This window comes from Agrobacterium sp. P15N1-A, assembly GCF_044626815.1.
Lineage (GTDB): Bacteria > Pseudomonadota > Alphaproteobacteria > Rhizobiales > Rhizobiaceae > Agrobacterium > Agrobacterium leguminum.
Genome location: NZ_JBIUPF010000003.1, coordinates 592,334 through 617,088 on the forward strand (window position 1 = coordinate 592,334; position 24,755 = coordinate 617,088).

Genomic DNA, 24,755 nt, shown 5'->3' on the forward strand with positions numbered 1-24,755 from the left:
AGCCATGTTTGAAACCGCTCTCACCTGGAGTGATCTCGCCTTCCTGGCCAAGGGTGCCGGCATGACGCTTGCCGTCACCGCCGTCGCCGTCACGGCGGGCACTGTCATGGGGATCATCTTCGGTATCATCCGTTTCCAGTTCGGCCCCTATTGGTCGCTGCCGCTGACCTTCGTGCTGGATATTTTCCGTTCCGTGCCGCTGCTCATCCAGCTCGTCCTCGGCAACGCCTTCCAGTCGATAGCCAAGCTCGGCTGGCCGCCCTTCACCACCTCCTGCGTGGTGCTGTCGCTTTATACGGCAGCCTATTGCACCGAGATCGTGCGCGGCGGCATCGATGCCGTGCCGTCCAATACGCGCCGTGCCTGCCGCTCACTTGGCATGACGTGGTCGCAGGATATGCGCTACATCGTGCTGCCGCTCGCTACCCGCGTGTCGCTGCCCTCATGGATCGGGCTCACGCTCGGTGTCATGAAGGATTCGGCGCTGGTGCTGTGGCTCGGCCTCATCGAGCTTTTGCGCGCCTCGCAGATCCTCGTCACCCGCCTGCAGGAACCGCTGACCATCCTGATGATCTGCGGCGCCATCTACTTCCTTATCAGCTTCCCCATCGCCCGTTTCGGCGGGTATCTCGAAAGACGGTGGTCCCCCAATGATTGAGATCGAAAACGTCCGCAAATCCTTCGGCCCGCTGGAGGTTCTGAAAGGGATCAACCTCACCGTCAACAAGGGCGAGGTGGTCACCATCATCGGCGGTTCCGGTTCCGGCAAGTCGACGCTGCTGACCTGCATCAACGGCCTGGAGCCGATCGACAGCGGCAAGATCGTTATCGACGGCACGGAAGTGCATGCGAAGTCCACCGACCTTAACAAGTTGCGCCGCAAGGTCGGCATCGTCTTCCAGCAATGGAACGCTTTCCCGCATCTGACGGTGCTCGAAAACGTCATGCTGGCGCCGCGCAAGGTTCTTGGCATCTCCAAGGAGCAGGCCGAGGAAATCGCGGTGAAGCAATTGACCCATGTGGGCCTTGCCGAAAAGCTGAAGGTCTATCCGAACCGCATGTCTGGCGGCCAGCAGCAGCGTATGGCGATTGCCCGCGCGCTTGCCATGTCGCCGGAATATATGCTGTTCGACGAAGTCACGTCAGCGCTCGACCCGATGCTGGTGGGCGAAGTGCTCGATACGCTGAAGATGCTGGCGGATGAGGGTATGACGATGATCTGCGTCACCCATGAAATGGCCTTCGCCCGCGATGTCTCGAACCGCGTCGCCTTCTTCCATCAGGGCGTGATGGCGGAAATCGGCACGCCGGACCAGCTGTTCGGCGCGCCGCAGCATGCTGAAACCCAGAAGTTCCTGGCGAGCGTGCGGTAATGCCTGCAAATGATGTCATCGTCATAGGGGCCGGCGTTGTCGGCCTCTCGGCGGCAATCGCGGCGCAGGGCCGTGGCCTCTCGGTCACGGTCATCGACCGCGAGGGACCGGCGGCGGGCGCGTCCGCCGGCAATGCCGGCGCCTTCGCCTTCACCGATATTCTGCCGCTCGCATCGCCGGGTATTCTCTGGAAGGCGCCGAAGTGGCTGCTCGATCCGCTCGGTCCGCTCAGTGTGCCGCCGGCCTATGCGCTGAAGATCGCGCCGTGGATGTTCCGCTTCTGGCGGGCCTGTGCGGCGTCGAAGGTGGAACATTCCACCGCGGCACAGACCGCGCTGATGGATCTCGCCAAGGCCGAGCTGGAACCTTTCCTGAAAAAGACCGACACCATCGCCATGCTGCGCAAGGAGGGCAACCTCCAGGTCTATGAAAGCGAGGCGGAATTCGAAGCCTCGCTTCCCGGCTGGAAGGCGCGCGAGCGGCACGGCATCGAGTTCCGGCATCTCAATGCCGAACAGATGGCCGAGATACAGCCCGGCATCGCGCCGCGTTTCACCTGTGGCACGTTCACGCCCGGCTGGTATTCCATCGCCGACCCCAAGCTCTACACGCTGGCGCTGGCCGACCATTTCCGCACCATTGGCGGCCGTATCGAATGCCTCGATATCGCTTCGCTCAGGCCGCTGGAAGACGGCGTCGAGGTGGTGAGCCATGACGGCCGCACGCGCAAGGCCGCCAGGGTGGTGCTGGCGGCCGGCGCCTTTTCGCATCGCATCGCCCGTTCGCTCGGGGAAAAAATTCCGCTGGAAACGGAACGGGGGTATAATACCACCCTGCCGTCTGGCGCCTTCGATCTGCGCACGCAGGTGACTTTCGGCGGCCATGGTTTCGTCGTCACGCGGCTTTCCTCCGGCATCCGCGTCGGTGGCGCGGTAGAACTGGGCGGGCTGGAGCTTCCGGCCAATTTCGCCCGTTCCGAGGCGCTGCTGACCAAGGCGAAAGCCTTCCTGCCGGGCCTGAAAACCGAAGGCGGCAAGCAATGGATGGGCTTTCGCCCCTCGCTGCCGGACAGCCTGCCGGCCATCGGGCAAGCACGGCACACGGCGCGGGTGGTCTATGCTTTCGGCCATGGGCATCTTGGGTTGACGCAATCGGCGGGCACGGCCCGCATCGTCGCCGATCTTCTGACGGGGCAAAAACCCGCCATCGATACAAGGGCATTTTCGCCGCAACGTTTCTGACGGGGATTTCCGATGTCTTCTTCCCTCTCGACGGCAGCCGTTCCTGAAGCCCGCAGCATTTTGGCCGGTTCGGCTGAAGGGCCGGCGATCTCCACCACCGAAGCGCTGAGTTTCTGGGGCGGGGTCGATCCCGCCACCGGCCGGGTCATCGACGTGCACCACCCGCTGCATGGCACCTGTCTCACCGGCGGCGTGCTGTTCATGCCCACCAGCCGCGGTTCCTGCACCGGTTCAGGTGTCCTGCTCGATCTTATCCTTACGGGCCGTGCGCCTTCGGCGCTGGTCTTCTGCGAGGCCGAGGACGTGCTGACGCTGGGCGCGCTGATCGCCGCCGAAATGTTCGGCAAGCCTTTGCCGGTGCTGCGCCTCGACGCGGAAAATTTCGCCCGGTTTTCCAAGGCCGTTCATGTCCGTATCGATGAGACGGCCATCGAAGCCGATGGCGTTTCCCTTCTCATCACGCCGCCGGCGACGGCGCATCTCGATCTTGGGGATGACGACCGGGCCATGCTCGAAGGACGCGATGGCGTCGCCGTGCAGCAGGCCATGCGCATCACCGTCGCCATGGCCGCCCAGCAGGGGGCATCGGCGCTTGTCGATGTCAGGCAGGGCCATATTGACGGTTGCATCTATGCCAGCCCCGCCAATCTCACCTTCGCGGAAAAAATGGCGGAGATGGGGGCGCAGGTACGGGTGCCGACGACCATGAACGCCATTTCGGTGGACAAGGCGCATTGGCGTTCGCAGGGCATGCCGGAGGATTTCGGCGACCCGGCCGCAAGGCTGGCGGATGCCTATGTGCGCATGGGCTGTCGGCCCACCTTCACCTGTTCGCCTTACCTGCTCGACAGCGCGCCGCAGGCCGGCGACATGATCGCCTGGGCCGAATCGAACGCGGTCATCTTCGCCAATACTGTTCTTGGCGCGCGCACGGCGAAACATCCGGATTTTCTCGATCTCTGCATCGCGCTGACGGGCAGGGCGCCGCTTGCCGGCGTCTATCTGGAGGAAAATCGCCGTCCTCAGCGCATCGTCAATGTGGCGTTGCCGCAGGGCGTGGATGATGCCTTCTGGCCGCTCATCGGCTATCTGGCGGGCAAGGCCGCGCCGGATTGCATTCCGCTGCTGCGCGGCCTTGGCCCTGCGAAGCCGTCACGGGATGATCTAAAGGCGCTTTGCGCCGCTTTCGGCACCACCTCCGCTGCGCCCATGCTTCATATAGAGGGCGTAACGCCGGAAGCCGGTCTTCCGCCTCTCGAAACGGCCGATATCGTCACCGTCTCACCCTCCGATATGGCCGCCGGCTGGTCGCTTCTCAATGAGGGACCGGAGGAGGTGCAACTTGTCGCCATCGGCAGTCCGCATGCCTCGCTGGAGGAGTGCCACGCGCTTGCGGCTGAATTTGCCGGCCGCCGGCGTCACGCGGATGTCGCCGTCATCGTCACAGCCGGCCAGCAGGTCATCGATGCGGCCGGGCAGGACGGCACTTTGCAAAGCCTGCGCGACAGCGGCGTGCAGGTGCTGCCTGATCTCTGCTGGTGCTCCATTTCCGAGCCGGTTTTCCCGACGAAGACCCGTGCCCTGATGACCAATTCTGGCAAATACGCCCATTACGGACCCGGCCTCAGCGGCCGCGCGGTGCGCTTCGGCAGCCTTGCCGATTGCGTTGAAAGCGCGCTGACCGGCCGTGCCCCATCCCTTCTTCCTTCATGGCTTTCCTAAGGAGTTTTGAATGCGCAGTATCAAGACCGTTCATGTCATTTCCGCCCATGCGGAAGGCGAGGTGGGGGATGTGATCGTCGGCGGTGTCAGGCCGCCGCCGGGCGAAACGATCTGGGAACAGAGCCGCTTCATCGCCCGCGATGAGACGTTGCGCAATTTCGTGCTCAACGAGCCGCGCGGCGGCGTATTCCGGCACGTCAACCTGCTGGTGCCGCCGAAACATCCGGATGCGGATGCCGCCTTCATCATCATGGAACCGGAAGACACGCCGCCCATGTCCGGCTCCAACTCCATCTGCGTTTCCACCGTGCTTCTGGATGGCGGCATCGTGCCGATGCAGGAGCCGGAAACCCACATGCTGCTCGAAGCGCCGGGCGGGCTGGTGAAGGTGCGCGCCGAATGCCGCAACGGCAAGGCCGAGCGCATTTTCGTGCAGAACCTGCCGAGCTTTGCCGCAAAGCTCGATGTCGAACTCGAAGTTGAAGGCCTCGGTACGCTGAAAGTGGACACGGCCTATGGCGGCGACAGCTTCGTCATCGTCGATGCCGAGGCGATGGGCTTTAGCCTGAAGCCGGAAGAGGCGCATGAGATTGCCCGCCTCGGCGTGCGCATCACCAACGCCGCCAACAAGGCTTTGGGTTTCGACCATCCCGAAAACCCGGACTGGCGGCATTTTTCCTTCTGCCTGTTTGCGGGCAAGGTGGAGCGCACGGCCGAAGGCCTCAGGGCAGGGGCGGCCGTTGCCATCCAGCCGGGCAAGGTGGACCGTTCGCCGACCGGCACGGCGCTTTCAGCCCGCATGGCGGTGCTGCATGCGCGCGGCGAGATGAAGGAAGGCGAAACACTGACGGCGGTGTCGCTGATCGGCTCCACCTTCACGGGCCGTATTCTTGGAACCACAACGGTCGGCGACCGCCCGGCCATCCTGCCGGAAATTTCCGGCCGAGGCTGGATCACCGGTATTCACCAGCACATGCTCGATCCGTCCGATCCGTGGCCGGAAGGGTATCGTCTGACGGATACCTGGGGTGCGCGGTAAATAAGGGCGTTACGGGTCGAAAATTTCGCTGGGGTGGGATTTTTAGATATGCCCGGCGGTGCGGCCCGTTTCTTCTCCCCGCCGGGGAGAAGGTGGCCCGAAGGGTCGGATGAGGGGGTAACGCCAGCGACAGAATGAGAGCTTGCCCCCTCATCCCGCTGCCGCGGACTTCTCCCCCTCGGGGAGAAGAAACAAGCGACATCCGCTCGTTCCACTATTGCTAAAGCCTTATCCACCCAGCCGTTTCGTCGTCTCCCGCACGATCAGCTCGAACCCGACATCCACCCTTGCGCCCTCGGGAACAATGGCATCCTTTTCCGCCTCCAGTATCGAAAGCAGCAACTCGCCCGCTCTGCGGCCGATCATCTGGGCATCGACGCGGATCGTTGAAATTGCAGGGTAACATTGCCGGCCGATATCGAAGTCGCCGAAGCCGAGGATGGAAATGCGATCAGGGACACTGATTCCCCGTCGATGACATTCCATCAGTGCGCCGACGGCGGAAATATCCGATACGGCGAAGATGGCCTCGACATCTGGGGCCTTGGCCAGCAGCGAGCCGAGGGTCTTTGCCCCGTGGTCATAGGAGACCGGAGCGCTGCCTTCGCGGATAATGAGATCGTCGGCAATGCCGGCCTCCCGCAGGGCCGCGCCGAAACCGAGCAGGCGGCTTTCGCCGCGCCAGTCCTTCACATCGCCATCGGCCCTCGAACCGAGCGCGCCGATTCGCTTGAATCCAAGCGATATCAGATGCTTGGCGGCGGTTCTTCCCACTTCGTAATTGGAGAAACCAACCGCATGGTCGATCGGGTGTTCGGGAACATCCCATATTTCCACGATGGGAATACCGGCGCGCATCAAAACTTCGCTCGCCATCTTGGTATGCACCGTGCCGGCGACGACGATGGCATCGGGGCGGCGCTCCATCATGGTGCGGATGACGCGTTCTTCCTCCTGCAGATCGTACATGGTGTAACCGATCAGCAATTGGTAATCGGCGGCGCGCAGCGCATTGGCAAGCCCCTGGGCGCTATCGGCGAAGTTGGAGTTGGTGAGCGTCGGCAGGATGGCGGTGATGAAATTGGTGCGGCGGGAGGACAGCGAACCGGCGATGCGGTCCGGCACATAGCCTAGCTTCTCGATGGCTTTCATCACTTTCTGGCGTGTCTCTTCCGACACCAGGGCGGGATCGGCCAGCACTCGCGAAACGGTCATCTTGGAGACCCCCGCGAGTTTCGAGACATCGCTCATGGTTGCTTTTTTTGACGTGACTAACGCTGCGGCCAAGGGCGTGCGCTCCACCAAAGCATGTCTCCCTAAATTCGAACCGGTTCAGGACAAGACATACACGAAGACAATAAGGGAAAGCACGCCGTATGATTGCAGATCGATGCGGCGTGCACCGGATTTATGCGACGCGGCTATAGACCAGATGATAAAAACGTCCGTCGCACATGCTCATCATCTCATCCGTCAGCACCCGGCCTTCCAGCCGGACGGGGGAAACCAGCGCTTCCTCCACCGCCTCCATCGACGGATAGTCGATTTCCTGCACCATGATGATCGAGGCGGCGTCCGGGTCGGTACGCTCGGTGCGCATCACCCGCACGGCCTGCGCATTCGGCATGCGTTTCCAGACCGGCAGCAGTTTCTCCTCGACGATGCGGAAAAACTCCTCCTCCCGGCCGGGGTGAATCCTGCCTTCGAAAATTGCCGAGCGTGTATACATGTTTCCTCCCGAATGAATGCCGACCCAAACAGTTCTGTAGATCGGACTTGCAATGATACCGATAACATGCATTATTGATCCTGCCAAGAACGTGAAGCGGTGTCGAACAGAGGAAAATCGATAACCAGCCGAAATCATTGAATTTCATAGGAGATTCATCTGGTTTTGTGCTTTCGCGCCTTCTTGGGAGGAGTTTTTAGTCAATCGCGTTAAAATGTTATCGAGAACATTTTCCGGTTTGCGCAAGGCCGCTGTTCCATTCTGGGCAGCCACTATAAGGTTGGAGGAGAAACCATGAGCATATCCAGATTTCTGAAGAACATGACCGTTGCCGTCGGTGTTGCAGCAGCAACGCTCGCCGCAACCACGTCCGCCCATGCCGTCTCGATCAGCGAGATCACGGCGCGCGGCAAGGTCAAGATCGGTGTTCTGACCGGTGCGCCGCCGATGGGCATGGTGGATGAGAAGGGCAATCCTTCCGGTTACGACGTCGATGTCGCCAATCTCATCGGCTCTTACCTGTCGCTGCCGGTGGAACTGGTGCCGCTGACACCGCCCGCCCGCATCCCCGCCCTTCAGACCGGCAAGGTCGACTTCCTTGTTGCGACGCTTGCGCCGACCGGCGAGCGCGCCAAGACCGTGATGTTCACGCAGCCTTACAGCGCCTTCAACATGGACATCATTTCCGGCAAGGACCAGAAGTTCGAAAATCTCGACAGCCTCAAGGGCAAGCGCGTTTCGGTCAATCGCGGCTCTTCGCAGGAAACCGCGCTGCGCAAGGCCAATGTCGAAGGTCTCGAAATCGTCGTTTACGAAGACGATTCCACCAGCGCCCAGGCACTGCTTGCCGGCCAGGTCGATGCTGTCGCCCTGCCGTCCACGGTTGGCGAAGCGATCATCAAGCAGCGCCCGGAAGCCGGTCTGCAGGTTGGTTTCACCTTCTTCCAGCAGGGCAATTCCATGGCGACCAAGCTTGAGGATTTCGAGCTGCGCCAATGGCTGAACACCTCCATCTACCTCATGAAGATGTCCGGCGATCTCGACCGTATCTCGGTGAAGTGGACCGGCCGTCCGCTGCCGCAATTGCCAAGCTTCTGATTGAGCCTTTCAACGCGCCCGCCGGGAAGATTTTCGGCGGGCCCGGGAAATGTCAACGGAGTGACGCATGTCCTATACATTCCAATTCGGCGCGCTCGCCCAGTATCAGAACGAGATTCTGAACGGCATATGGCTGACGATCAAGCTGTCGGTCCTGTCCATCGTGCTCGGCTGCGCTTTCGGCATTCTTTTGGCTTCGCTGCGGTCCATCAATGGCGGCATCGTCCGCATCATCGTGGACGGTTATGTGGAAGTCATCCGCAATACGCCGTTTCTGGTGCAGCTATTCATCGTCTATTTCGGTCTGCCGGGCCTCGGCTTCAGGGTAGGGGCGGATACGGCGGCGCTGATCGGCATGACGATCAACCTCGCTGCCTATTCGACGGAGATCATCCGCGCCGGCATTGAGGCGGTGCACAAGTCGCAGATCGAGGCGGGCGAAGCGCTGGGTTTTACCAAGTACCAGATCTATCGCCACGTCATTATCGTGCCGGCCATCGCCAAGGTCTATCCCTCGCTGTGCAGCCAGTTCGTGCTGATGATGCTGGCATCGAGCATATGTTCGGCCATTTCCACCCATGAGCTTGCGGCTGCCGCAGCCTTCGTGGAATCGCAGACCTATCGCTCCTTCGAGGTCTATATCGTCGTCACGCTCATCTATCTTGCGCTGGCGCTTTCGCTGCGGCTCATCCTTGCCCTTGTTGGCATGTGGCTGTTCGGCCGCCGCGTCGCCCGCAAGACGATGACCGCCATGCCGGAGGTGCAGTCATGACTCTTCGAACTTTCGGCTGGAACGAATTCGGCTTCCTGCTGACCGCCCTGCAATGGACCGTGCTTCTGACGATCATTGCGCTTATCGGCGGCGGCATCGTCGGCTTCTTCGTGGCGCTCGCCCGCACCTCGAATTTCAAGGCGCTGCGCATTGCCGCCGGCACCTATATCCAGGTGATCCAGGGCATTCCGGTGCTGATGATCCTGTTCCTGTCCTATTACGGCCTCAGCCTTGCCGGACTGGAACTGCCGCCGCTCTTTGCCGCCGGCGCCTCGATGACGATCTATACATCGGGTTACCTCGCGGAAATCTGGCGCGGCTGCATCCAGGCGGTGCCGAAGCAGCAATGGGAAGCGTCGGAATCGCTGGCGCTGACCCGCGCCCAGCAATATCGCTACGTCATCCTGCCGCAGGCGATCCGCATTTCGCTACCGCCGACCGTCGGTTTTGCCGTTCAGGTCGTCAAGAATACGTCCATCGCATCGATCATCGGTTTCGTCGAACTGGCGAGAGCGGGGCAGCTCATCAACAATGCCACGTTCCAGCCGTTCCGCGTCTTCGTCGCGGTGGCCGTGCTTTATTTCGTCGTCTGCTACCCGTTGTCCCAGCTCTCGCGTTGGCTGGAAAGGAGGCTTCATGCCGGAAGTAATCGTTGAAAACGTTCACAAGAGCTTTGGCGCTCTGGAAGTCCTCAAAGGCGTGTCGCTGACGGTCGGCCGCGGTGAAGTCTTCGCCCTCATCGGCCGCTCCGGCTCGGGCAAGAGCACGCTGCTGCGCTGCATGAACGGGCTGGAGAAGATCAATTCGGGCCGCATCGAAATTGCAGGTCACGCCATCGGGGAAGATGCCAAGGCGCTGCGCAAGCTGCGCACCGATGTCGGCATCGTGTTCCAGAGCTACAATCTCTTCCCGCATCTGACGGTCGGCGAGAACATCATGCTCGCGCCGCGCATCGTCAAGGATGTGGCGAAATCGGAAACGAAGGATATCGCCCGCGAAGTTCTGCAACTCGTCGGCCTTTCGGAGAAATTCGATTCCTATCCGGATCAGCTTTCCGGCGGCCAGCAGCAACGCGTGGCGATTGCCCGCTCGCTCGCCATGCGGCCGAAGGTGATGCTGTTTGACGAGGTGACCTCGGCGCTCGATCCTGAATTGACCGAGGAAGTGCTGACCGTGATGGAAAACCTCGCCAAAGACGGCATGACCATGATCCTTGTCACCCATGAAATGGCCTTTGCGCGCCGCGTGGCAACCGAAACCATCTTCATGCACAAGGGCAAGATCTGGGAGCAGGGCCGTTCGTCCGAACTCTTCGCCAACCCGCAAACGCCGGAACTCCGACAATTCGTCAAGGCCGATGTGAAGTAGTTCACCGGCGCAAAGGAAACTTCATGACCACTGAAATCGTGCAATTGTGCCCGCTCATCCCGGCACTGGAAGAAGAACTCGCGCAGCGTTTCACCGTGCATCGGCTGTTCGAGGCTGCTGACAAGGCGGCGTTCCTTGCTGACAAGGGAGCTTCAATCCGCGGCGTCGTCACCGGCGGCCATATCGGCCTGCCACCGGATATCGGCGCTGCACTTCCCAATCTTGAAATCGTCGCCATCAACGGCGTCGGTTTCGACAAGGTCGATCTGACTGATGCCAAACAACGCGGTTTCCGCGTCTCCAATACGCCTGACGTGCTGACAGCCGATGTTGCCGACCTCGCGCTCGGTCTGGTTCTGGCGCAGGCACGCAAGCTGCCGCAGGCGGATCAGCATGTGCGCACCGGCCAATGGCTGAAGGGCGATATGGGGCTTTCCACCCGCGTGGCCGGCCGCCGTTACGGCATATTCGGCCTCGGCCGTATCGGTCAGGCAATCGCAAAGCGGCTCGAAGGTTTCGATGCGCGCATTTCGTACACCGCCAGAAACCGCCGCCATGTCGCCTATGACTATTATGACAGCATCGAGGCGCTGGCCGCCAATTGCGACGTGCTGATCATTGCCGCCGCCGCTACTGCCGAAACCCGCCATATCGTCAATGCGGATGTGCTGAAGGCCCTCGGGCCCCAGGGTGTGCTCGTCAATGTGGCGCGCGGTTCGCTGGTGGATGAAAAGGCGCTGGTGGAAGCTCTTTCGAACGGCACGATCGGCGGAGCGGCGCTGGATGTCTTCGAGGATGAGCCGCGTGTGCCGGAAGCGCTTTTCGCCTTCGACAACGTCACGCTCGCGCCGCATGTCGGCAGCGGCACGCACCAGACGCGGCGCGCCATGGCCGATCTCGTTCTCGCCAATCTCGATGCCCATTTTGCCGGCAAAGAACTGCCGACGCCGGTGGTGTGACCGTTAACGAATTGCCGCCTGTGGCCTTGACGGCGCAGCTTCGGTTGCGCCGTTTTGATTCAAGCCGGCAGGGGGTCGGGGAGGCTGCCGCAAAAGGCTGGTTTCCCGGCAATCTCCCGTCGTTGTTCATATTTATATAATACGTATAATCCTACTATTCTGCTTCCTTATAAAATGATGAGGCGGAGAGGTGCGTTCCAAAGGCCCGAAGACACCCGAAGAAAACCGGATGTCGCGAAAAAAGCGCGATGTCACGCCATCCGCCACTCCTGACATGAGCGAAAACACCAATCCTTCCGACCGGCACGCGCTTCTGGAAGCGATGATCGACCACGTGCCGGATTTTATCTATGCCAAGGATCTGGAAGGGCGCTTTCTTTTCGCCAATCGCGCCATCGTCACCGAAAACGGCTTTGACACGGTCGAGCAACTGATCGGGCTCACCGACTACGATATTAACGGTGAAGCGGCGCGGCGCGCCGGCATTCCCGATACCGAGGCGCGGGTGATGCGCACCGGCGAACCGGATCTCGGTTACGAGGAACGCGCCATGCGCGGCGATATCGATCGCTGGCTCATGATGTCGCGAGTGCCGCTGAAGGACAAGGCCGGCAACATCATCGGCGTGGTCGGCGCCTCGCGGGATATAACCCAGAAAAAGGCTTCGGAAAGACTGCTTCAGGCGCAGGCGCATATTCTGGAAATGATCGTCGCGGCGGCGCGTATCGAGGATTTTCTCGAGGAATTCGTCAAGGCCATCGAAAATCTCGCGACCGGACTGGCCTGCGCGGTGCGGGTGTTCGATGCGGCGGAAGGGGAGCCTTCCGTTTATGCCTCGCCGGCACTGGCGCAGCAGGAGGGGCTGGCCGCGCTTGTCTCCAGTGTCAGCGATCCTGAGAGCCTTATCCATCCGGCAGAAAATATTGCGTTTAGTTTCGATATTCCGGCCAGCGAAGGCAAGGCGCACGGTTTCGTCTGGTGCATGCTGGCCGGCCGCCAGCCGGATGCGGCGCTGGTGGAATTCATAGGTGCGGCGGCGCGCATGGCGGGGCTGGCGATCGACCGCAAAAGGGCGGCGGAACATATCGCCTTCCTGGCGGATCATGACATGCTGACCCGGCTGCCGAACCGCCGTTTCCTCGATACGAGGCTGCCGGAAATACTGGCAGCTGCGGCAAAGGCGAGCCGAAGGGTCGGTATCGGTTTTCTCGATCTCGACAATTTCAAGCAGATCAACGATACGCTCGGCCACAGCATCGGCGACGCGTTGCTGTCGAAAACCGCCGAGCGCATTGCGAAAAGCCTCCGGAAGAACGATCTCGTTCTCAGGGTCGGCGGCGACGAGTTCGTCATCATTCTCGAAGAGCGCAGGGACGATGTCGAAAACCGCCTGCAGCGCATCCGCGCCGCTGTCTCGCAGCCATTGCGTATCGGCAATTACGATATCAAGGTCACATGCAGCATCGGCATGGCCTTTTTCCCGGAGCATGGGGAAACCACCGCGGAAATCGTCGCGGCGGCCGATCTCGCCATGTATGAGGCCAAACATACCGGTCGCGACAGCATTGCCACCTTCACCCCGAATATGGCGGATGATCTGAGGAAGAAGTTCACCCGCATCGAGGAATTGCGAAAGGCGGTAAAGAGGGACGAGTTCGTACTGCACTTCCAGCCGCAGGTCGATCTTTTCAGCGGCCGGATCAGCGGCGTGGAGGCGCTGGTGCGCTGGCAGCACCCCACCGAAGGTCTGCTTGGTCCTGCGGAATTCATCGGGCTTGCGGAGGAAACCGGCCTGATCGTCGAACTCGGAGAAAGCATTCTCAAAAAGGCCTGTCGTCAGGCGCAGGCATGGGCCGCCGCCGGCCTGTCGCCCGTCAAAATGGCGGTCAATATCTCTCCGCGACAATTTCAGGGCGGGCTGGTGCAGCAGATCAGGTCTGTGCTCAAGGAAACCGGCCTTGCGCCGTCCCTGCTGGAAATCGAAATCACCGAGACGCTCATCATTCAGGATGTCGAAACATCGGTGCGGATCATGCGGGCCATCAAACAGATGGGTGTCAGCCTGGCGCTGGATGATTTCGGTATCGGTTATTCCTGCCTCGGCATGCTCAAGACATTCCCGCTGTCCTGCATGAAGATAGACCGCTCGTTCCTCACCCATCTGCCGGAAAAGACCAAGGACAGCGCCATCGTCTCGATCATGATCCAGCTTGCCGGGTCTCTCGGCATCGATGTCATTGCCGAAGGTGTGGAAGCCGGCGAGCAGGCGACATTTCTGCGTGATGCCGGCTGCCCCTACGGTCAGGGTTATTACTTCAGCCGCCCGGTGCCGGCAGAGGCGATAGAAGACATGCTGGCGAAGACGACGATATTCACGACCGGCTTACCCGAAGACCGCCTGTAGACCGCCCGGGCGACCGGTTGTTTCAGATCGGCCAGATATGGCTTTCCGGGAGAGGCCGGGCGTACGTTTTGCCGCCTGCGTCCTTTCCTGTTCCTCGATGAAAACCACTTTGCTTCTCCATGCCCGCGAGTGCTGACGCCTCCCGATCCGGACGGAACGGGAGCGTTTGTTGTTTTTGTGCCTTATAATTTAGTAATTGAAGATAATATTTAAAAGTAATTAATTCTATTATTTTGAAGTAATAATAAGAAATATTATATTTTAAACTATTGAATTGTTGTAATTTTACTACGAAACTGAATTACGTACTTTGTCTGTATTTGTGTTTCGTCGATTTAAATTGCGAGTCTGCGGCAACTTCTGTCATTTGCTGAATCAGCGCAGGGAAGCGGGCGGCAGGGAAAAGACCAGCCCTCAAATTTGCGCATTCGTTGAAAAATTTTTGACTGGAGATTACAAATGAACATCAAGAGCCTTCTGATCGGCTCCGCTGCGGCTCTCGCAGCAGTATCCGGCGCACAGGCCGCCGACGCCATCGTCGCTGCCGAGCCCGAGCCCATGGAATACGTTCGCGTCTGCGACGCTTTCGGCACCGGCTTCTTCTACATCCCCGGCACCGAAACCTGCCTGAAGTTCGACGGTTACGTTCGTTTCCAGACCGACTTCGGTCGTGACCAGTCCGGCACGTCCGACTGGGATTCCTTCACCCGCGCCCAGTTCAACGTCGACACGCGTTCGGACACCGAGCTCGGCGCTCTGCGCGGCTACTTCGGTTTCCGCGGCCAGGCCGACCAGGACAGCAGCCGCGCTGTCGTTCTTGATCAGGCTTTCATCGAAATCAGCGGCCTGAGGGTCGGTTTCTACTATAACTGGTGGGATGACGGTCTCTCTGGTGAAGTCGATAACCTCAGCTCGAACCAGACCCGTCTGAACGCTATCCGTTACACCTACGACGCTGGTTCCTTCTATGCTGGTGTTGCCGTTGAAGAACTGGAAGGTGTTATCGCCGGTAACTCGATCACAACATCTGGCAGCACGACGACCATCCAGCGCAACAATCTGGGCGTAAACCAGCTCAACTGGACGACGCAGAACCGCCAGGGCGACAACAATGTCGGCGTCAGCGCCATCATTGGCGCCAAGTTCGGCGGCGTTAAGGCCAACTTGCTCGGTGGTTATGACACCGACGCTGAAAACGGTGCGATCCGCGCCATCGTGACGGCTGAAGTTGGCCGGGGTACGTTCGGCCTCGCCGGTGTATGGGCTTCTGGCGCCAACGCATACTACGAAGAGTCCGAGTGGTCAGTTGCTGCTGAATACGCCGTCAAGGCGACCGATAAGCTGACCATCACTCCCGGTGTTCAGTACTTCCGTACGCTTGATATCGGCACCGATGGTGACTTCACCGGCAACCGCGATGCATGGCGCGCTGGTGTAGCAGTTGGCTACAAGATCACTTCCGGCCTCTCCACGCTCGTTTCGGTTAACTACCAGAGCGTTGACGGCGATGAGCGCGTTCGTAGCGGCATCGGCAGCGGCGCTGGCGACCAGTGGACCGGTTTCGTTCGCCTGCAGCGTTCGTTCTAATAGTCTACAAAAAGCATAGTAGGGTTAGACAACTCAGATCCACCCCGTTTCCGAACGGATGAGTAACTAGCTCCAGTCAAAGTTTCTGACATGATGTCAGGTTTACTCCCCGGACCCCTCCAGGCCGGGGAGTTTTTGCACTTATAGTCGATGCGTGGATGGCGGCTCCATCCATTGGTTGGAGGATGCGTGCGGGCTTGCTGCTTATCCTTTGCTCCCAAATGTGATGCAGCAAAATCGGCTATCCCGTGATCAGGGTGATTGAGTAATTGCCTGCAATATGAAATATTATTGTATACAATAAATCAGGTACTCCCATGGAATTCGATTTTACCGCGCTTGAGCCGCAAAGCCGTTATCGTTTGCTGACCAATTTTATCGGTCCACGGCCGATAGCGCTTGTCACGACGCGCTCGGCCGCTGGCCACAACAATGCCGCGCCGATGAGCTTTTTCAACGTTTTCTCCCATGATCCGCCGATCGTTGTTCTCGGCATCCAGCCGCGTGTGACGGGCGAGGAGAAGGATACGATGGCCAATATTCGTCGCACCGGCGAATTCGTCATCAACATGGTCGATATAGCCCTGTCCGAACAGATGCTCGTCTGCGGCCTCGGTTTCGACAGCGAAGTTGATGAACTTTCGATTGCCGGATTGACGGCCACGCCCTGCAGCAAGATCGATGCGAGCTTTGCGGCGGAATCGCCCTGCGCCTTCGAATGCCGTGTGGAGCGCCTGATCGATTATCCGCGCCGTACCCTGGTATTGGGCGAAGTCGTGCACATGCATGTCCACAAGGATTGCCTCGATGCGGAGGGGCGCTATGTCGATCCGGACCGATATCAGCCGATTGCGCGCCTGCATGCCGATAATTACATCAGCTCGGATCGCCAGTTTGTCCTCAAGGCGCCCGCGATGACCGACTTCATCAAGCCGGATGGTGAGTGACGGTTCTTGCGGCCGAAGCTGAATACCTTTCGCCTGCCGTCGCAAACTCTAGAAAATGAGAGGGCAGGGCATCGAGGTGGCGATGACGATTGGTTTCGCTTCCCGGCGCTGTGCGGCAGGTCTGGCGAAACGACGGATGGGTCAGTGCCGTCATAGAGCTGCGTCCAGTGCGGTTGGAGTGGTTGACCGAACGTCGACGCCCATGACTGCCCGCGCCTGACGGAACCCAGTCTTGCCCCCCGTACGGTTTCAGGAAAACAACGGCATCCATTTGCGGGCTTCCCCGCCTCGTTCTAGTGTTCTCCTGCTCGCACCATCCGCAGGGTCGCGAGCGACGCGGGAGGACGCATGATCGACAAGCTGGAATTTTTCATTGCATTGGCGCGCGCAGGGCATTTTGGCCGCGCGGCGGAGGAGTGCGGCGTTTCCCAACCCAGTCTCTCGGCCGCGATCCGGCAGCTGGAGGACCAGCTTGGTGTCGTTCTTGTGGTGCGTGCGGCACGTTATCAGGGGCTGACACCGGAAGGTCAGCGTGTTCTGGAATGGGCGCGTCGCATCGTCGCCGATACGCGCACCATGCGTGAGGAAATGCGGGCGGCGCGCAAGGGTCTGGCGGGCCACATCCGCCTTGCGGTCATTCCGACGGCGCTTGCGATGGTGCCGCGATTGACGGAATCCTTTCAGGCTCGGCATCCCGACGTGACCTTTTCTGTGACGTCACGCACCTCGCTTCAGGTCCTGAGTCAGATTGAAAACCTCGAGATCGATGCGGGAATCAGCTATCTCGACAATGAACCTCTTGGCCGAGTGACCACGGTGCCGCTTTATTCCGAGCGATATCACCTGATTGCAGCGGCCGGAACGCCGCTCGCCGATCAGGAAAGCGTTACCTGGAAGCAGGTTTCAGGTCTTAGGTTATGCCTATTGACTTCTGATATGCAGAACCGCCGCATCATCAATAAGCATATGGCTGAAGCGGGCGTAGAGGTGAAACCGACATTGGAGTCCAACTCCATGATTGTGCTGTTTTCGCATATCCGAACCGGACAATGGGCTTCAATAATGCCGCGTAACATAGCGGAATCATTCGGTTTTCCAAAGCAGATCAGAATGATACCGATTACCGAGCCGGATGCGGAGCATCTGGTGGGGCTGATCGCGACCTATCGCGAACCACACACGCCACTCGTTTCCGCGCTTCTTCATGAGGCGCGTCAGCGCGCAGCGGCGATGGCTTTTGATAGGAATTTCCTATCGGTTGACGAAAACACATTATTGACCTGATCCGGCCGACCTCGCCATTCTCCCGAACCATGCAGGGGCTGCGCCGGCACTGAAACATGTGCCGCTCGCCATACCTGCCCCTGTCGGTTTGGGAGGACTGGCTTATGAATATCCGTGCGGTTGCCGCAGATGAGGCGGCTCGTGTTTCCGCCATCATTGACGAACTTCTCCACCTGGAAGGGCCATTGCTGCCCATTCTGCACGCGGTGCAGGAAGAATTCGGCTACGTACCGGAAAGCGCCAAGCAGATCGTCGCATCCGCGCTGAATATTTCGCGCGCCGAGGTCCATGGCGTCGTGACTTTTTATCCCGATTTTCGAGATCATCCGTCCGGCCGGCATGTGCTGAAGCTCTGCCGCGCCGAGGCTTGCCAGTCGATGGGTGGCGAGCCTCTTGCCGAAACCATCAAGAACCGGCTCGGCCTTGACTGGCACGAAACCGCAGCCGACGGTTCCGTCACGCTGGAGCCGGTCTTCTGTCTCGGGCTTTGCGCACAGGCGCCCGCACTGATGCTGGATGGCGAGCTTCACGCACGACTGGATGAGCACTGTCTTGGCGACATTCTGGCGGAGGCGCGCCGATGAGTGTCACCGTTTTTGTTCCAGGCGATTCCGCCGCGCTTGCCGTTGGCGCAGACCGTGTCGCGCAAGCGATTGTCCGCGAGGCGGCCAACCGCAATCTCGATGTGCATATTGTCCGCAACGGTTCACGCGGCATGCTCTGGCTTGAAGTGCTGGTGGAAGTGCGCACCGAACATGGCCGTATCGCCTACGGGCCGGTCAAGGCCAGCGATGTTGCCTCGCTTTTCGATGCGGGTTTTCTCACCGGCGGCGAGCATCGTCTCTGTCTCGGACCGACGAAGGACATCCCGTTCCTGAAAAGCCAGACGCGCCTGACATTTGCCCGCTGCGGCGTCACCGATCCATTGTCGCTTGCGGATTACCGCGCCTATCAGGGCTTGAAAGGCCTCGAAAAAGCCGTCGCCATGGCGCCGCTCGATATCGTTGCGCAAGTGACCGAAAGTGGCCTGCGCGGACGCGGCGGCGCGGGGTTCCCGACTGGTATCAAATGGAAGACCGTCGCCGACGCAGTGGCGGATCAGAAATATATCGTCTGCAATGCCGATGAGGGCGATAGTGGCACCTTCGCCGACCGCATGATCATGGAAGGCGATCCCTTCGTGCTGATCGAAGGCATGGCGATTGCCGGCCTCGCCGTCGGCGCGACGAAAGGTTTCATCTATACGCGCTCGGAATATCCTTACGCCATCAAGGTCATGGAGCAGGCAATCGCAATCGCCCGCCGCGAAGGCATCATCGGCCCATCCGTGCTTGGTTCCGGGCGGGCCTTCGATCTCGAAGTGCGCATGGGCGCCGGCGCTTATGTCTGCGGCGAGGAAACCTCGCTTCTGAACAGTCTGGAAGGCAAGCGCGGCACCGTGCGCGCCAAGCCGCCGCTTCCTGCTTTGCAGGGCCTGTTCGCCAGGCCCACCGTCGTCAACAATGTGATTTCGCTCGCCTCCATTCCGGTCATCATGGATCGCGGCGCGGCGTTTTATCGCGATTTCGGCGTCGGCCGCTCGCATGGCACCATCCCCATCCAGCTTGCCGGAAACATCAGGCATGGTGGGCTTTACGAGACCGCCTTCGGCCTGCCGCTCGGGCAGCTGGTCAATGATATCGGCGGCGGCACGATCACCGGCCGCCCCGTCAAGGCGGTGCAGGTGGGCGGTCCGCTTGGGGCCTATTTCCCGGTTTCGCTGTTCGACACGATCTTCGACTATGAGGCCTTCACCGCCGCCGGTGGCCTGATCGGGCATGCCGGTATCGTGGTTTTCGACGACACGGCCGATATGCTGCATCAGGCCCGGTTCGCGCTGGAATTCTGCGCCGTCGAAAGCTGCGGCAAATGCACGCCCTGCCGCATCGGCTCCACACGCGGTGTCGAGACGGCGGACAGGATTGCGCTCGGCATCGAGCGGGAAAAAAACACCGCACTCCTCGCAGACCTCTGCGAAACCATGAAATTCGGTTCGCTCTGTGCGCTCGGCGGCTTCACGCCCTATCCCGTCATGAGCGCGCTCCGGCATTTCCCTGATGATTTTGCCCCCATCCCACGTGTTGAAGCGGCGGAGTAAGACCATGGCCCTTGTGACAGAATTCGACTATGGAACCCCCAAATCCCACGCAACGGACATGGTGACGCTCACCATCGACGGCAGGCAGGTGACTGTGCCTGCGGGAACGTCGATCATGCGCGCCTCGCGCGAAGCGGGTATAGATGTTCCAAAACTCTGCGCCACCGACATGGTGGATGCCTTCGGTTCCTGCCGCCTCTGTCTGATCGAGGTGGAGGGCCGCAACGGCACCCCTGCCTCCTGCACCACGCCCGTCGCCCCCGGTCTCGTCGTGCACACGCAGACGGAACGGCTGAAGCAGATCCGCAAGGGCGTGATGGAGCTTTATATCTCCGATCACCCGCTCGACTGTCTGACCTGCGCCGCAAATGGCGATTGCGAACTGCAGGATATGGCGGGCGCCGTTGGCCTGCGCGATGTTCGCTACGGTTATGAAGGCGACAACCACGTCAAGGCTCGCACGGGCGATGGCGATCTCAATGCCCGCTGGATGCCGAAGGACGAAAGCAATCCCTATTTCACCTACGATCCTTCCAAATGCATCGTCTGCTCCCGTTGCGTGCGCGCCTGCGAGGAAGTGCAGGGCACGTTTGCGCTGACGATTGAAGGGCGCGGTTTCGAAAGCCGGGTATCGCCCGGTGCGCATGAGGCGTTCCTCGATTCCGACTGCGTTTCATGCGGCGCCTGCGTGCAGGCCTGTCCGACGGCGACGCTTACGGAGAAATCGGTGATCGAGATCGGCCAGCCGGAACATTCGTTGGTCACGACCTGCGCCTATTGCGGCGTCGGCTGCTCCTTCAAGGCGGAAATGCGCGGTGAAGAGCTGGTACGCATGGTGCCGTGGAAGGACGGGCAGGCCAATCGCGGCCATTCCTGCGTCAAGGGCCGCTTCGCTTATGGTTATGCCACCCACAGGGACCGTATTCTCAACCCGATGATCCGCGAAAAGATCAGCGATCCATGGCGGGAAGTTACGTGGGAGGAGGCTTTCTCCCATGTCGCCTCGGAGTTCCGGCGTATTCAGGGCCAATATGGCCGGGAATCCATCGGCGGCATCACCTCGTCCCGCTGCACGAACGAAGAAACCTTCCTCGTCCAGAAACTCATCCGCGCCGGCTTCGGCAACAACAACGTCGATACCTGCGCCCGCGTCTGCCATTCGCCGACCGGTTACGGTCTCGGCCAGGCGTTCGGCACTTCCGCCGGCACGCAGAATTTCGACAGTGTCGAGGAGTCCGATGTGGTGCTGGTGATCGGCGCCAATCCGACCGATGGGCATCCTGTTTTCGGCTCGCGGCTGAAGAAGCGGCTGCGACAGGGCGCGAAGCTGATCGTCATCGATCCGCGCCGTATCGATCTCGTCCGCACGCCGCATGTGGAGGCGTCCTTCCACCTGCCGCTAAAGCCCGGAACGAATGTCGCGGTGCTGACGGCGCTCGCGCACGTCATCGTCACGGAAGGGCTGTTCAACGAAGCCTTCATCCGCGAGCGCTGCGACTGGTCGGAATTCGAGGATTGGGCCGCTTTCGTCGCCGAGCCTCAGCATAGCCCGGAAGAAACCGAAAGCTTCACCGGTGTGCCGGCGGAAGAGGTGCGCGGCGCTGCACGTCTTTATGCCAGGGGTGGCAATGGCGCCATCTATTACGGGCTCGGTGTCACCGAACACAGCCAGGGGTCTACTACGGTGATGGCAATCGCCAATCTGGCCATGGCGACCGGCAATATCGGCCGCCCCGGTGTAGGCGTTAATCCGCTGCGCGGTCAGAACAACGTTCAGGGCTCCTGCGACATGGGGTCTTTCCCGCACGAGCTTCCGGGCTACCGGCATATTTCCGACGATGCGACGCGCGACATCTTCGAGAAACTCTGGGGCGTAAAGCTCAACAACGAGCCGGGGCTGCGTATTCCCAACATGCTCGATGCGGCCGTGGATGGCAGCTTCAAGGGCATCTATATTCAGGGTGAGGACATTCTCCAGTCCGATCCGGATACGAAGCACGTTTCGGCCGGTCTTGCCGCCATGGAATGTGTCGTGGTGCACGATCTCTTCCTGAACGAGACGGCGAATTACGCCCATGTCTTCCTGCCGGGTTCCACCTTCCTCGAAAAGGACGGCACCTTCACCAATGCCGAGCGCCGCATCAACCGCGTCCGCAAGGTCATGTCCCCGAAGAACGGTTATGCTGACTGGGAAGTGACGCAGAAGCTGGCGCAGGCCATGGGGCTTGCATGGAACTACGCACACCCGTCCGAGATCATGGACGAGATCGCGGCGACGACCCCGAGTTTTGCCGGTGTGTCCTACGACTATCTGGAAGAAAAGGGCTCGGTGCAGTGGCCCTGCAATGAGAAATTCCCGGATGGTTCGCCGATCATGCATGTGGACGGTTTCGTGCGCGGCAAGGGCAAGTTCATCCGCACCGAATATGTGGCGACGGACGAACGCACGGGGCCGCGGTTCCCGCTGCTGCTCACCACCGGCCGCATCCTGTCGCAATACAATGTCGGCGCGCAGACACGGCGCACGGAAAACGTCGTCTGGCATGAGGAGGATCGGCTCGAAATCCACCCGCACGATGCCGAACAGCGCGGCGTGAAGGATGGCGACTGGATCAAGCTCGCCAGCCGGTCGGGTGATACGACGCTGCGGGCGCTGATCACCGACCGTGTGGCGCCGGGCGTGGTCTATACGACCTTCCACCATCCCGGCACGCAGGCGAATGTCATCACTACCGACTTCTCCGACTGGGCGACCAACTGTCCCGAATACAAGGTGACCGCCGTGCAGGTATCGCCTTCCAACGGGCCGACGGAATGGCAGGAGGAATATGATGCGCTTGGCCGCCGTTCGCGGCGGATCAGCGGCAAGCTCGAGGCGGCGGAATAAGGAGGGCCGGGTGCGCCCGGCCTTGTCACACACAGAGGCGTCGGCCGGCAGCCGGCGCGGGGGAAGAGGTCATGTTGCTCAACCACACCGATGAAAAGCTGGTGAGAATGGCGAACCAGATCGCGACGTTCTTTCTGTCGCAGCCGGAGGATATTCGCATCGAAGGTGTCGCCACCCACATCAACAAGTTCTGGGAACCGCGCATGCGACGCCGGTTCTTCGAGATGGTGGATGCCGGGGCCGGTGATTTTCTGCCGCTTGTGCTTGCCGCGTCGAAGAAGATCAAGCGGCCCGACGATCCGGCGGCCGATGCCGTGGGGCTCGGCGAGGACGCCAAGGGCGCACCGGGCGGCAAAGGACCGATTGCGGGTGAGTCCCTTTCGGAACCGAGCGTCCCGGAAAGCACAGGGGCTTGAGCGGCGCGACCGCAAAATCACACTTTCGGCCGGACGGGGGACGTTCGGCGATATCGGTGTTCGCCCGGCGGGGCGAACGTGACATGTCCAGACATCCACGAGGGAGGTAATGTCAATGGCAGTAGCAGGTGCGACAGCGGGAGAGGCGGCGCAAGCCGGGTTTTTGGACCGCGAACGAATAATCGCAAGACCGGGTTTCAATCGCTGGCTGGTGCCGCCGGCGGCCCTTGCCATTCATCTATGCATCGGCATGGCCTATGGCTTCAGCGTGTTCTGGCTGCCGCTGTCGAAGGCGCTGCCGGCCACGGACCCCAGTTGCTCCAGCCTTACCCTTCTGGGTGCGCTGTTCACCACTGAGTGCAACTGGCGCGTCGCCGATCTCGGCTGGATCTATACGCTTTTCTTCGTTCTTCTCGGCTGCTCGGCGGCCATCTGGGGCGGCTGGCTGGAAAGAGTGGGGCCGCGCAAGGCCGGCTTCGTTTCCGCCTGCTGCTGGTGCGGCGGTATTCTGGTGGCGGCAGTCGGCGTCATCACGCACCAGCTGTGGCTGATGTGGCTGGGCGCCGGCGTCATTGGCGGTATCGGCCTCGGCCTTGGCTATATTTCGCCCGTATCGACCCTGATCAAATGGTTTCCGGACCGTCGCGGAATGGCAACTGGCATGGCGATCATGGGATTTGGCGGTGGTGCGATGATCGGCGCGCCGCTTGCCAATCTGCTGATGAACAACTTCAAGACGGATGTTTCGGTCGGCGTCTGGCAGACTTTCGTCGTCATGGCCCTGATCTATTTCGTCTTCATGATGGCGGGTGCCTTCGGTTATCGCATTCCGCCGTCGGGCTGGCGTCCGGAAGGCTGGACCGCGCCTTCCGCCAAAAGCGCCATGATAACCCATCGCCACGTGCATCTGCGCGATGCACATAAGACGCCGCAGTTCTGGCTCATCTGGGCGGTGCTGTGCCTCAACGTTTCGGCAGGTATCGGCGTCATCGGCATGGCCTCGCCGATGCTGCAGGAAATCTTCGCGGGCTCGCTGATCGGCTTGCCGGGTGTGGGTTTTGCGGATCTCGATGCCGGGCAGAAGGCGCAGATCGCGGCGATTGCAGCCGGTTTCACCGGGCTGCTTTCCCTGTTCAATATCGGCGGCCGCTTCTTCTGGGCGTCGATGTCCGACAAGATCGGCCGCAAGAACACTTATTTCTGCTTCTTCATTCTCGGCATCATTCTTTATGCGCTGGCGCCGACGCTTGCGACGATGGGCAACAAGGCGCTCTTCGTTCTCGCCTTCGGTATCATCCTGTCGATGTATGGCGGTGGTTTTGCGACCATTCCCGCTTATCTTGCGGATATTTTCGGCACGCAGTTCGTCGGCGCAATCCACGGCCGCCTGCTGACGGCGTGGGCGACTGCGGGCATCGCCGGGCCGGTCGTCGTCAACTACATCCGCGAAGCGCAGATCGCGGCGGGCGTGGCGCCAGGACCCGCGCTCTACACCAGCACCATGTATATTCTGGCGGGCATGCTGGCGATCGGCCTCGTGGCCAACGCTTTCGTGCGGCCGCTTTCGGACAGGTGGTTCATGTCGGATGCGGAGGTCGCGACGCTGCAGGCAAAGACGGCGGCCGCCAATGCCGGCCCGACAGGCTCCTTCGGCATCGGGCGTGGCGGGCTGGACACCAAGGCGGCACTTGCCTGGGTTGCTGTCGGTATTCCGCTTCTGTGGGGCGTATGGGTTACCGTGAAAAGCAGCCTTGCGCTGTTCGGCTGAGCGTCCATCGGCCCGAAAAGCATA

At 60.6% G+C, this 24,755-nt stretch carries 21 protein-coding genes; 19 read left to right on the forward strand and 2 right to left on the reverse strand.

Annotated elements, in window-relative coordinates; translation table 11 throughout:
- Positions 1–4: 4 nt before the first annotated feature.
- Genes ACIK7D_RS14530 through ACIK7D_RS14550 form a run of 5 tightly spaced genes read left to right on the forward strand, consistent with a single transcriptional unit; the run spans position 5 to position 5,375 of the window.
- A complete protein-coding gene (locus ACIK7D_RS14530) occupies positions 5–658 on the forward strand; it encodes an amino acid ABC transporter permease (protein WP_080818941.1) in 654 nt (217 codons plus the stop codon).
- Positions 651–1,373, forward strand: coding sequence for an amino acid ABC transporter ATP-binding protein (locus tag ACIK7D_RS14535; RefSeq protein ID WP_020811659.1), 723 nt, complete (start codon positions 651–653; stop codon positions 1,371–1,373). Before ACIK7D_RS14530 ends, ACIK7D_RS14535 begins: the two co-directional genes overlap by 8 nt.
- The gene (locus ACIK7D_RS14540) at positions 1,373–2,614 is read left to right on the forward strand and encodes an FAD-binding oxidoreductase (protein WP_262530706.1); all 1,242 of its coding nucleotides are present in this window, start codon (positions 1,373–1,375) and stop codon (positions 2,612–2,614) included. The genes ACIK7D_RS14535 and ACIK7D_RS14540 overlap by 1 nt, the downstream gene beginning before the upstream one ends.
- A gap of 12 nt (positions 2,615–2,626) precedes the next feature.
- A complete protein-coding gene (locus tag ACIK7D_RS14545; protein WP_400156631.1) occupies positions 2,627–4,336 on the forward strand; it encodes an aconitase X in 1,710 nt (569 codons plus the stop codon).
- Positions 4,337–4,346: 10 nt separating this feature from the next.
- Complete coding sequence (locus ACIK7D_RS14550; protein WP_127757129.1) at positions 4,347–5,375, forward strand: proline racemase family protein; 1,029 nt, start codon at positions 4,347–4,349, stop codon at positions 5,373–5,375.
- A gap of 228 nt (positions 5,376–5,603) precedes the next feature.
- On the opposite strand, the gene ACIK7D_RS14555 is transcribed toward ACIK7D_RS14550, so the two are convergent.
- Together ACIK7D_RS14555 and ACIK7D_RS14560 are read right to left on the reverse strand one after the other, a co-directional pair.
- Complete coding sequence (locus tag ACIK7D_RS14555) at positions 5,604–6,626, reverse strand: LacI family DNA-binding transcriptional regulator (RefSeq protein WP_125146216.1); 1,023 nt, start codon at positions 6,624–6,626, stop codon at positions 5,604–5,606.
- 157 nt (positions 6,627–6,783) lie between these two features.
- Positions 6,784–7,104 carry a hypothetical protein gene (locus ACIK7D_RS14560; RefSeq protein ID WP_003505663.1) on the reverse strand — a complete coding sequence of 107 codons (321 nt, stop codon included), beginning with the start codon at positions 7,102–7,104 and terminating at the stop codon, positions 6,784–6,786.
- 294 nt (positions 7,105–7,398) lie between these two features.
- Here ACIK7D_RS14560 and ACIK7D_RS14565 point away from each other — a divergent pair, with 294 nt between their 5' ends.
- The 14 genes from ACIK7D_RS14565 to ACIK7D_RS14630 all read left to right on the forward strand — a co-directional run bounded on the left by ACIK7D_RS14565 (position 7,399) and on the right by ACIK7D_RS14630 (position 24,731).
- Positions 7,399–8,202, forward strand: coding sequence for a transporter substrate-binding domain-containing protein (locus tag ACIK7D_RS14565; RefSeq protein WP_020811663.1), 804 nt, complete (start codon positions 7,399–7,401; stop codon positions 8,200–8,202).
- Positions 8,203–8,269: 67 nt separating this feature from the next.
- The gene (locus tag ACIK7D_RS14570) at positions 8,270–8,974 is read left to right on the forward strand and encodes an amino acid ABC transporter permease (protein WP_003505665.1); all 705 of its coding nucleotides are present in this window, start codon (positions 8,270–8,272) and stop codon (positions 8,972–8,974) included.
- Positions 8,971–9,630, forward strand: a complete 660-nt coding sequence (locus ACIK7D_RS14575; RefSeq protein ID WP_127757127.1) for an amino acid ABC transporter permease — start codon at positions 8,971–8,973, stop codon at positions 9,628–9,630. The genes ACIK7D_RS14570 and ACIK7D_RS14575 overlap by 4 nt, the downstream gene beginning before the upstream one ends.
- Complete coding sequence (locus tag ACIK7D_RS14580) at positions 9,611–10,342, forward strand: amino acid ABC transporter ATP-binding protein (RefSeq protein WP_003521699.1); 732 nt, start codon at positions 9,611–9,613, stop codon at positions 10,340–10,342. The genes ACIK7D_RS14575 and ACIK7D_RS14580 overlap by 20 nt, the downstream gene beginning before the upstream one ends.
- A 23-nt stretch (positions 10,343–10,365) precedes the next feature.
- Positions 10,366–11,301, forward strand: coding sequence for a 2-hydroxyacid dehydrogenase (locus ACIK7D_RS14585; RefSeq protein WP_400156632.1), 936 nt, complete (start codon positions 10,366–10,368; stop codon positions 11,299–11,301).
- 229 nt (positions 11,302–11,530) lie between these two features.
- Positions 11,531–13,705 carry a putative bifunctional diguanylate cyclase/phosphodiesterase gene (locus ACIK7D_RS14590; protein WP_400156633.1) on the forward strand — a complete coding sequence of 725 codons (2,175 nt, stop codon included), beginning with the start codon at positions 11,531–11,533 and terminating at the stop codon, positions 13,703–13,705.
- A gap of 459 nt (positions 13,706–14,164) precedes the next feature.
- Complete coding sequence (locus ACIK7D_RS14595; RefSeq protein ID WP_400156634.1) at positions 14,165–15,292, forward strand: porin; 1,128 nt, start codon at positions 14,165–14,167, stop codon at positions 15,290–15,292.
- Positions 15,293–15,609: 317 nt separating this feature from the next.
- Positions 15,610–16,239, forward strand: a complete 630-nt coding sequence (locus ACIK7D_RS14600; protein WP_400156635.1) for a flavin reductase family protein — start codon at positions 15,610–15,612, stop codon at positions 16,237–16,239.
- A 348-nt stretch (positions 16,240–16,587) separates the two neighbouring features.
- Positions 16,588–17,523 carry a LysR family transcriptional regulator gene (locus ACIK7D_RS14605; protein WP_003521693.1) on the forward strand — a complete coding sequence of 312 codons (936 nt, stop codon included), beginning with the start codon at positions 16,588–16,590 and terminating at the stop codon, positions 17,521–17,523.
- A gap of 104 nt (positions 17,524–17,627) precedes the next feature.
- Positions 17,628–18,107 (forward strand): formate dehydrogenase subunit gamma, encoded by a 480-nt coding sequence (locus ACIK7D_RS14610; RefSeq protein ID WP_400156636.1) that lies wholly within the window; start codon positions 17,628–17,630, stop codon positions 18,105–18,107.
- Positions 18,104–19,660, forward strand: coding sequence for a formate dehydrogenase beta subunit (locus ACIK7D_RS14615; protein WP_400156637.1), 1,557 nt, complete (start codon positions 18,104–18,106; stop codon positions 19,658–19,660). Before ACIK7D_RS14610 ends, ACIK7D_RS14615 begins: the two co-directional genes overlap by 4 nt.
- 4 nt (positions 19,661–19,664) lie before the next feature.
- Entirely contained in the window at positions 19,665–22,547 is a 2,883-nt protein-coding gene (fdhF, locus tag ACIK7D_RS14620; protein ID WP_400156638.1) for a formate dehydrogenase subunit alpha, read from the forward strand.
- A 71-nt stretch (positions 22,548–22,618) separates the two neighbouring features.
- A complete protein-coding gene (locus ACIK7D_RS14625; protein ID WP_127757119.1) occupies positions 22,619–22,963 on the forward strand; it encodes a formate dehydrogenase subunit delta in 345 nt (114 codons plus the stop codon).
- A gap of 115 nt (positions 22,964–23,078) precedes the next feature.
- On the forward strand, positions 23,079–24,731 hold the full coding sequence (locus tag ACIK7D_RS14630; RefSeq protein ID WP_127757118.1) for an OFA family MFS transporter: 1,653 nt from the start codon (positions 23,079–23,081) through the stop codon (positions 24,729–24,731).
- Positions 24,732–24,755: the final 24 nt, after the last annotated feature.

Coding starts and splice junctions, on each gene's coding strand:
- ACIK7D_RS14570 (WP_003505665.1), top strand. CDS start 8,270: ATGTCCTATACATTCCAATTCGGCGCGCTCGCCCAGTATCAGAACGAG.
- ACIK7D_RS14540 (WP_262530706.1), top strand. CDS start 1,373: ATGCCTGCAAATGATGTCATCGTCATAGGGGCCGGCGTTGTCGGCCTC.
- ACIK7D_RS14615 (WP_400156637.1), top strand. CDS start 18,104: ATGAGTGTCACCGTTTTTGTTCCAGGCGATTCCGCCGCGCTTGCCGTT.
- ACIK7D_RS14625 (WP_127757119.1), top strand. CDS start 22,619: ATGTTGCTCAACCACACCGATGAAAAGCTGGTGAGAATGGCGAACCAG.
- ACIK7D_RS14530 (WP_080818941.1), top strand. CDS start 5: ATGTTTGAAACCGCTCTCACCTGGAGTGATCTCGCCTTCCTGGCCAAG.
- ACIK7D_RS14595 (WP_400156634.1), top strand. CDS start 14,165: ATGAACATCAAGAGCCTTCTGATCGGCTCCGCTGCGGCTCTCGCAGCA.
- ACIK7D_RS14600 (WP_400156635.1), top strand. CDS start 15,610: ATGGAATTCGATTTTACCGCGCTTGAGCCGCAAAGCCGTTATCGTTTG.
- ACIK7D_RS14545 (WP_400156631.1), top strand. CDS start 2,627: ATGTCTTCTTCCCTCTCGACGGCAGCCGTTCCTGAAGCCCGCAGCATT.
- ACIK7D_RS14535 (WP_020811659.1), top strand. CDS start 651: ATGATTGAGATCGAAAACGTCCGCAAATCCTTCGGCCCGCTGGAGGTT.
- ACIK7D_RS14630 (WP_127757118.1), top strand. CDS start 23,079: ATGGCAGTAGCAGGTGCGACAGCGGGAGAGGCGGCGCAAGCCGGGTTT.
- ACIK7D_RS14560 (WP_003505663.1), bottom strand. CDS start 7,104: ATGTATACACGCTCGGCAATTTTCGAAGGCAGGATTCACCCCGGCCGG.
- ACIK7D_RS14605 (WP_003521693.1), top strand. CDS start 16,588: ATGATCGACAAGCTGGAATTTTTCATTGCATTGGCGCGCGCAGGGCAT.
- ACIK7D_RS14585 (WP_400156632.1), top strand. CDS start 10,366: ATGACCACTGAAATCGTGCAATTGTGCCCGCTCATCCCGGCACTGGAA.
- fdhF (WP_400156638.1), top strand. CDS start 19,665: ATGGCCCTTGTGACAGAATTCGACTATGGAACCCCCAAATCCCACGCA.
- ACIK7D_RS14575 (WP_127757127.1), top strand. CDS start 8,971: ATGACTCTTCGAACTTTCGGCTGGAACGAATTCGGCTTCCTGCTGACC.
- ACIK7D_RS14565 (WP_020811663.1), top strand. CDS start 7,399: ATGAGCATATCCAGATTTCTGAAGAACATGACCGTTGCCGTCGGTGTT.
- ACIK7D_RS14610 (WP_400156636.1), top strand. CDS start 17,628: ATGAATATCCGTGCGGTTGCCGCAGATGAGGCGGCTCGTGTTTCCGCC.
- ACIK7D_RS14555 (WP_125146216.1), bottom strand. CDS start 6,626: ATGAGCGATGTCTCGAAACTCGCGGGGGTCTCCAAGATGACCGTTTCG.
- ACIK7D_RS14550 (WP_127757129.1), top strand. CDS start 4,347: ATGCGCAGTATCAAGACCGTTCATGTCATTTCCGCCCATGCGGAAGGC.
- ACIK7D_RS14590 (WP_400156633.1), top strand. CDS start 11,531: ATGTCGCGAAAAAAGCGCGATGTCACGCCATCCGCCACTCCTGACATG.
- ACIK7D_RS14580 (WP_003521699.1), top strand. CDS start 9,611: ATGCCGGAAGTAATCGTTGAAAACGTTCACAAGAGCTTTGGCGCTCTG.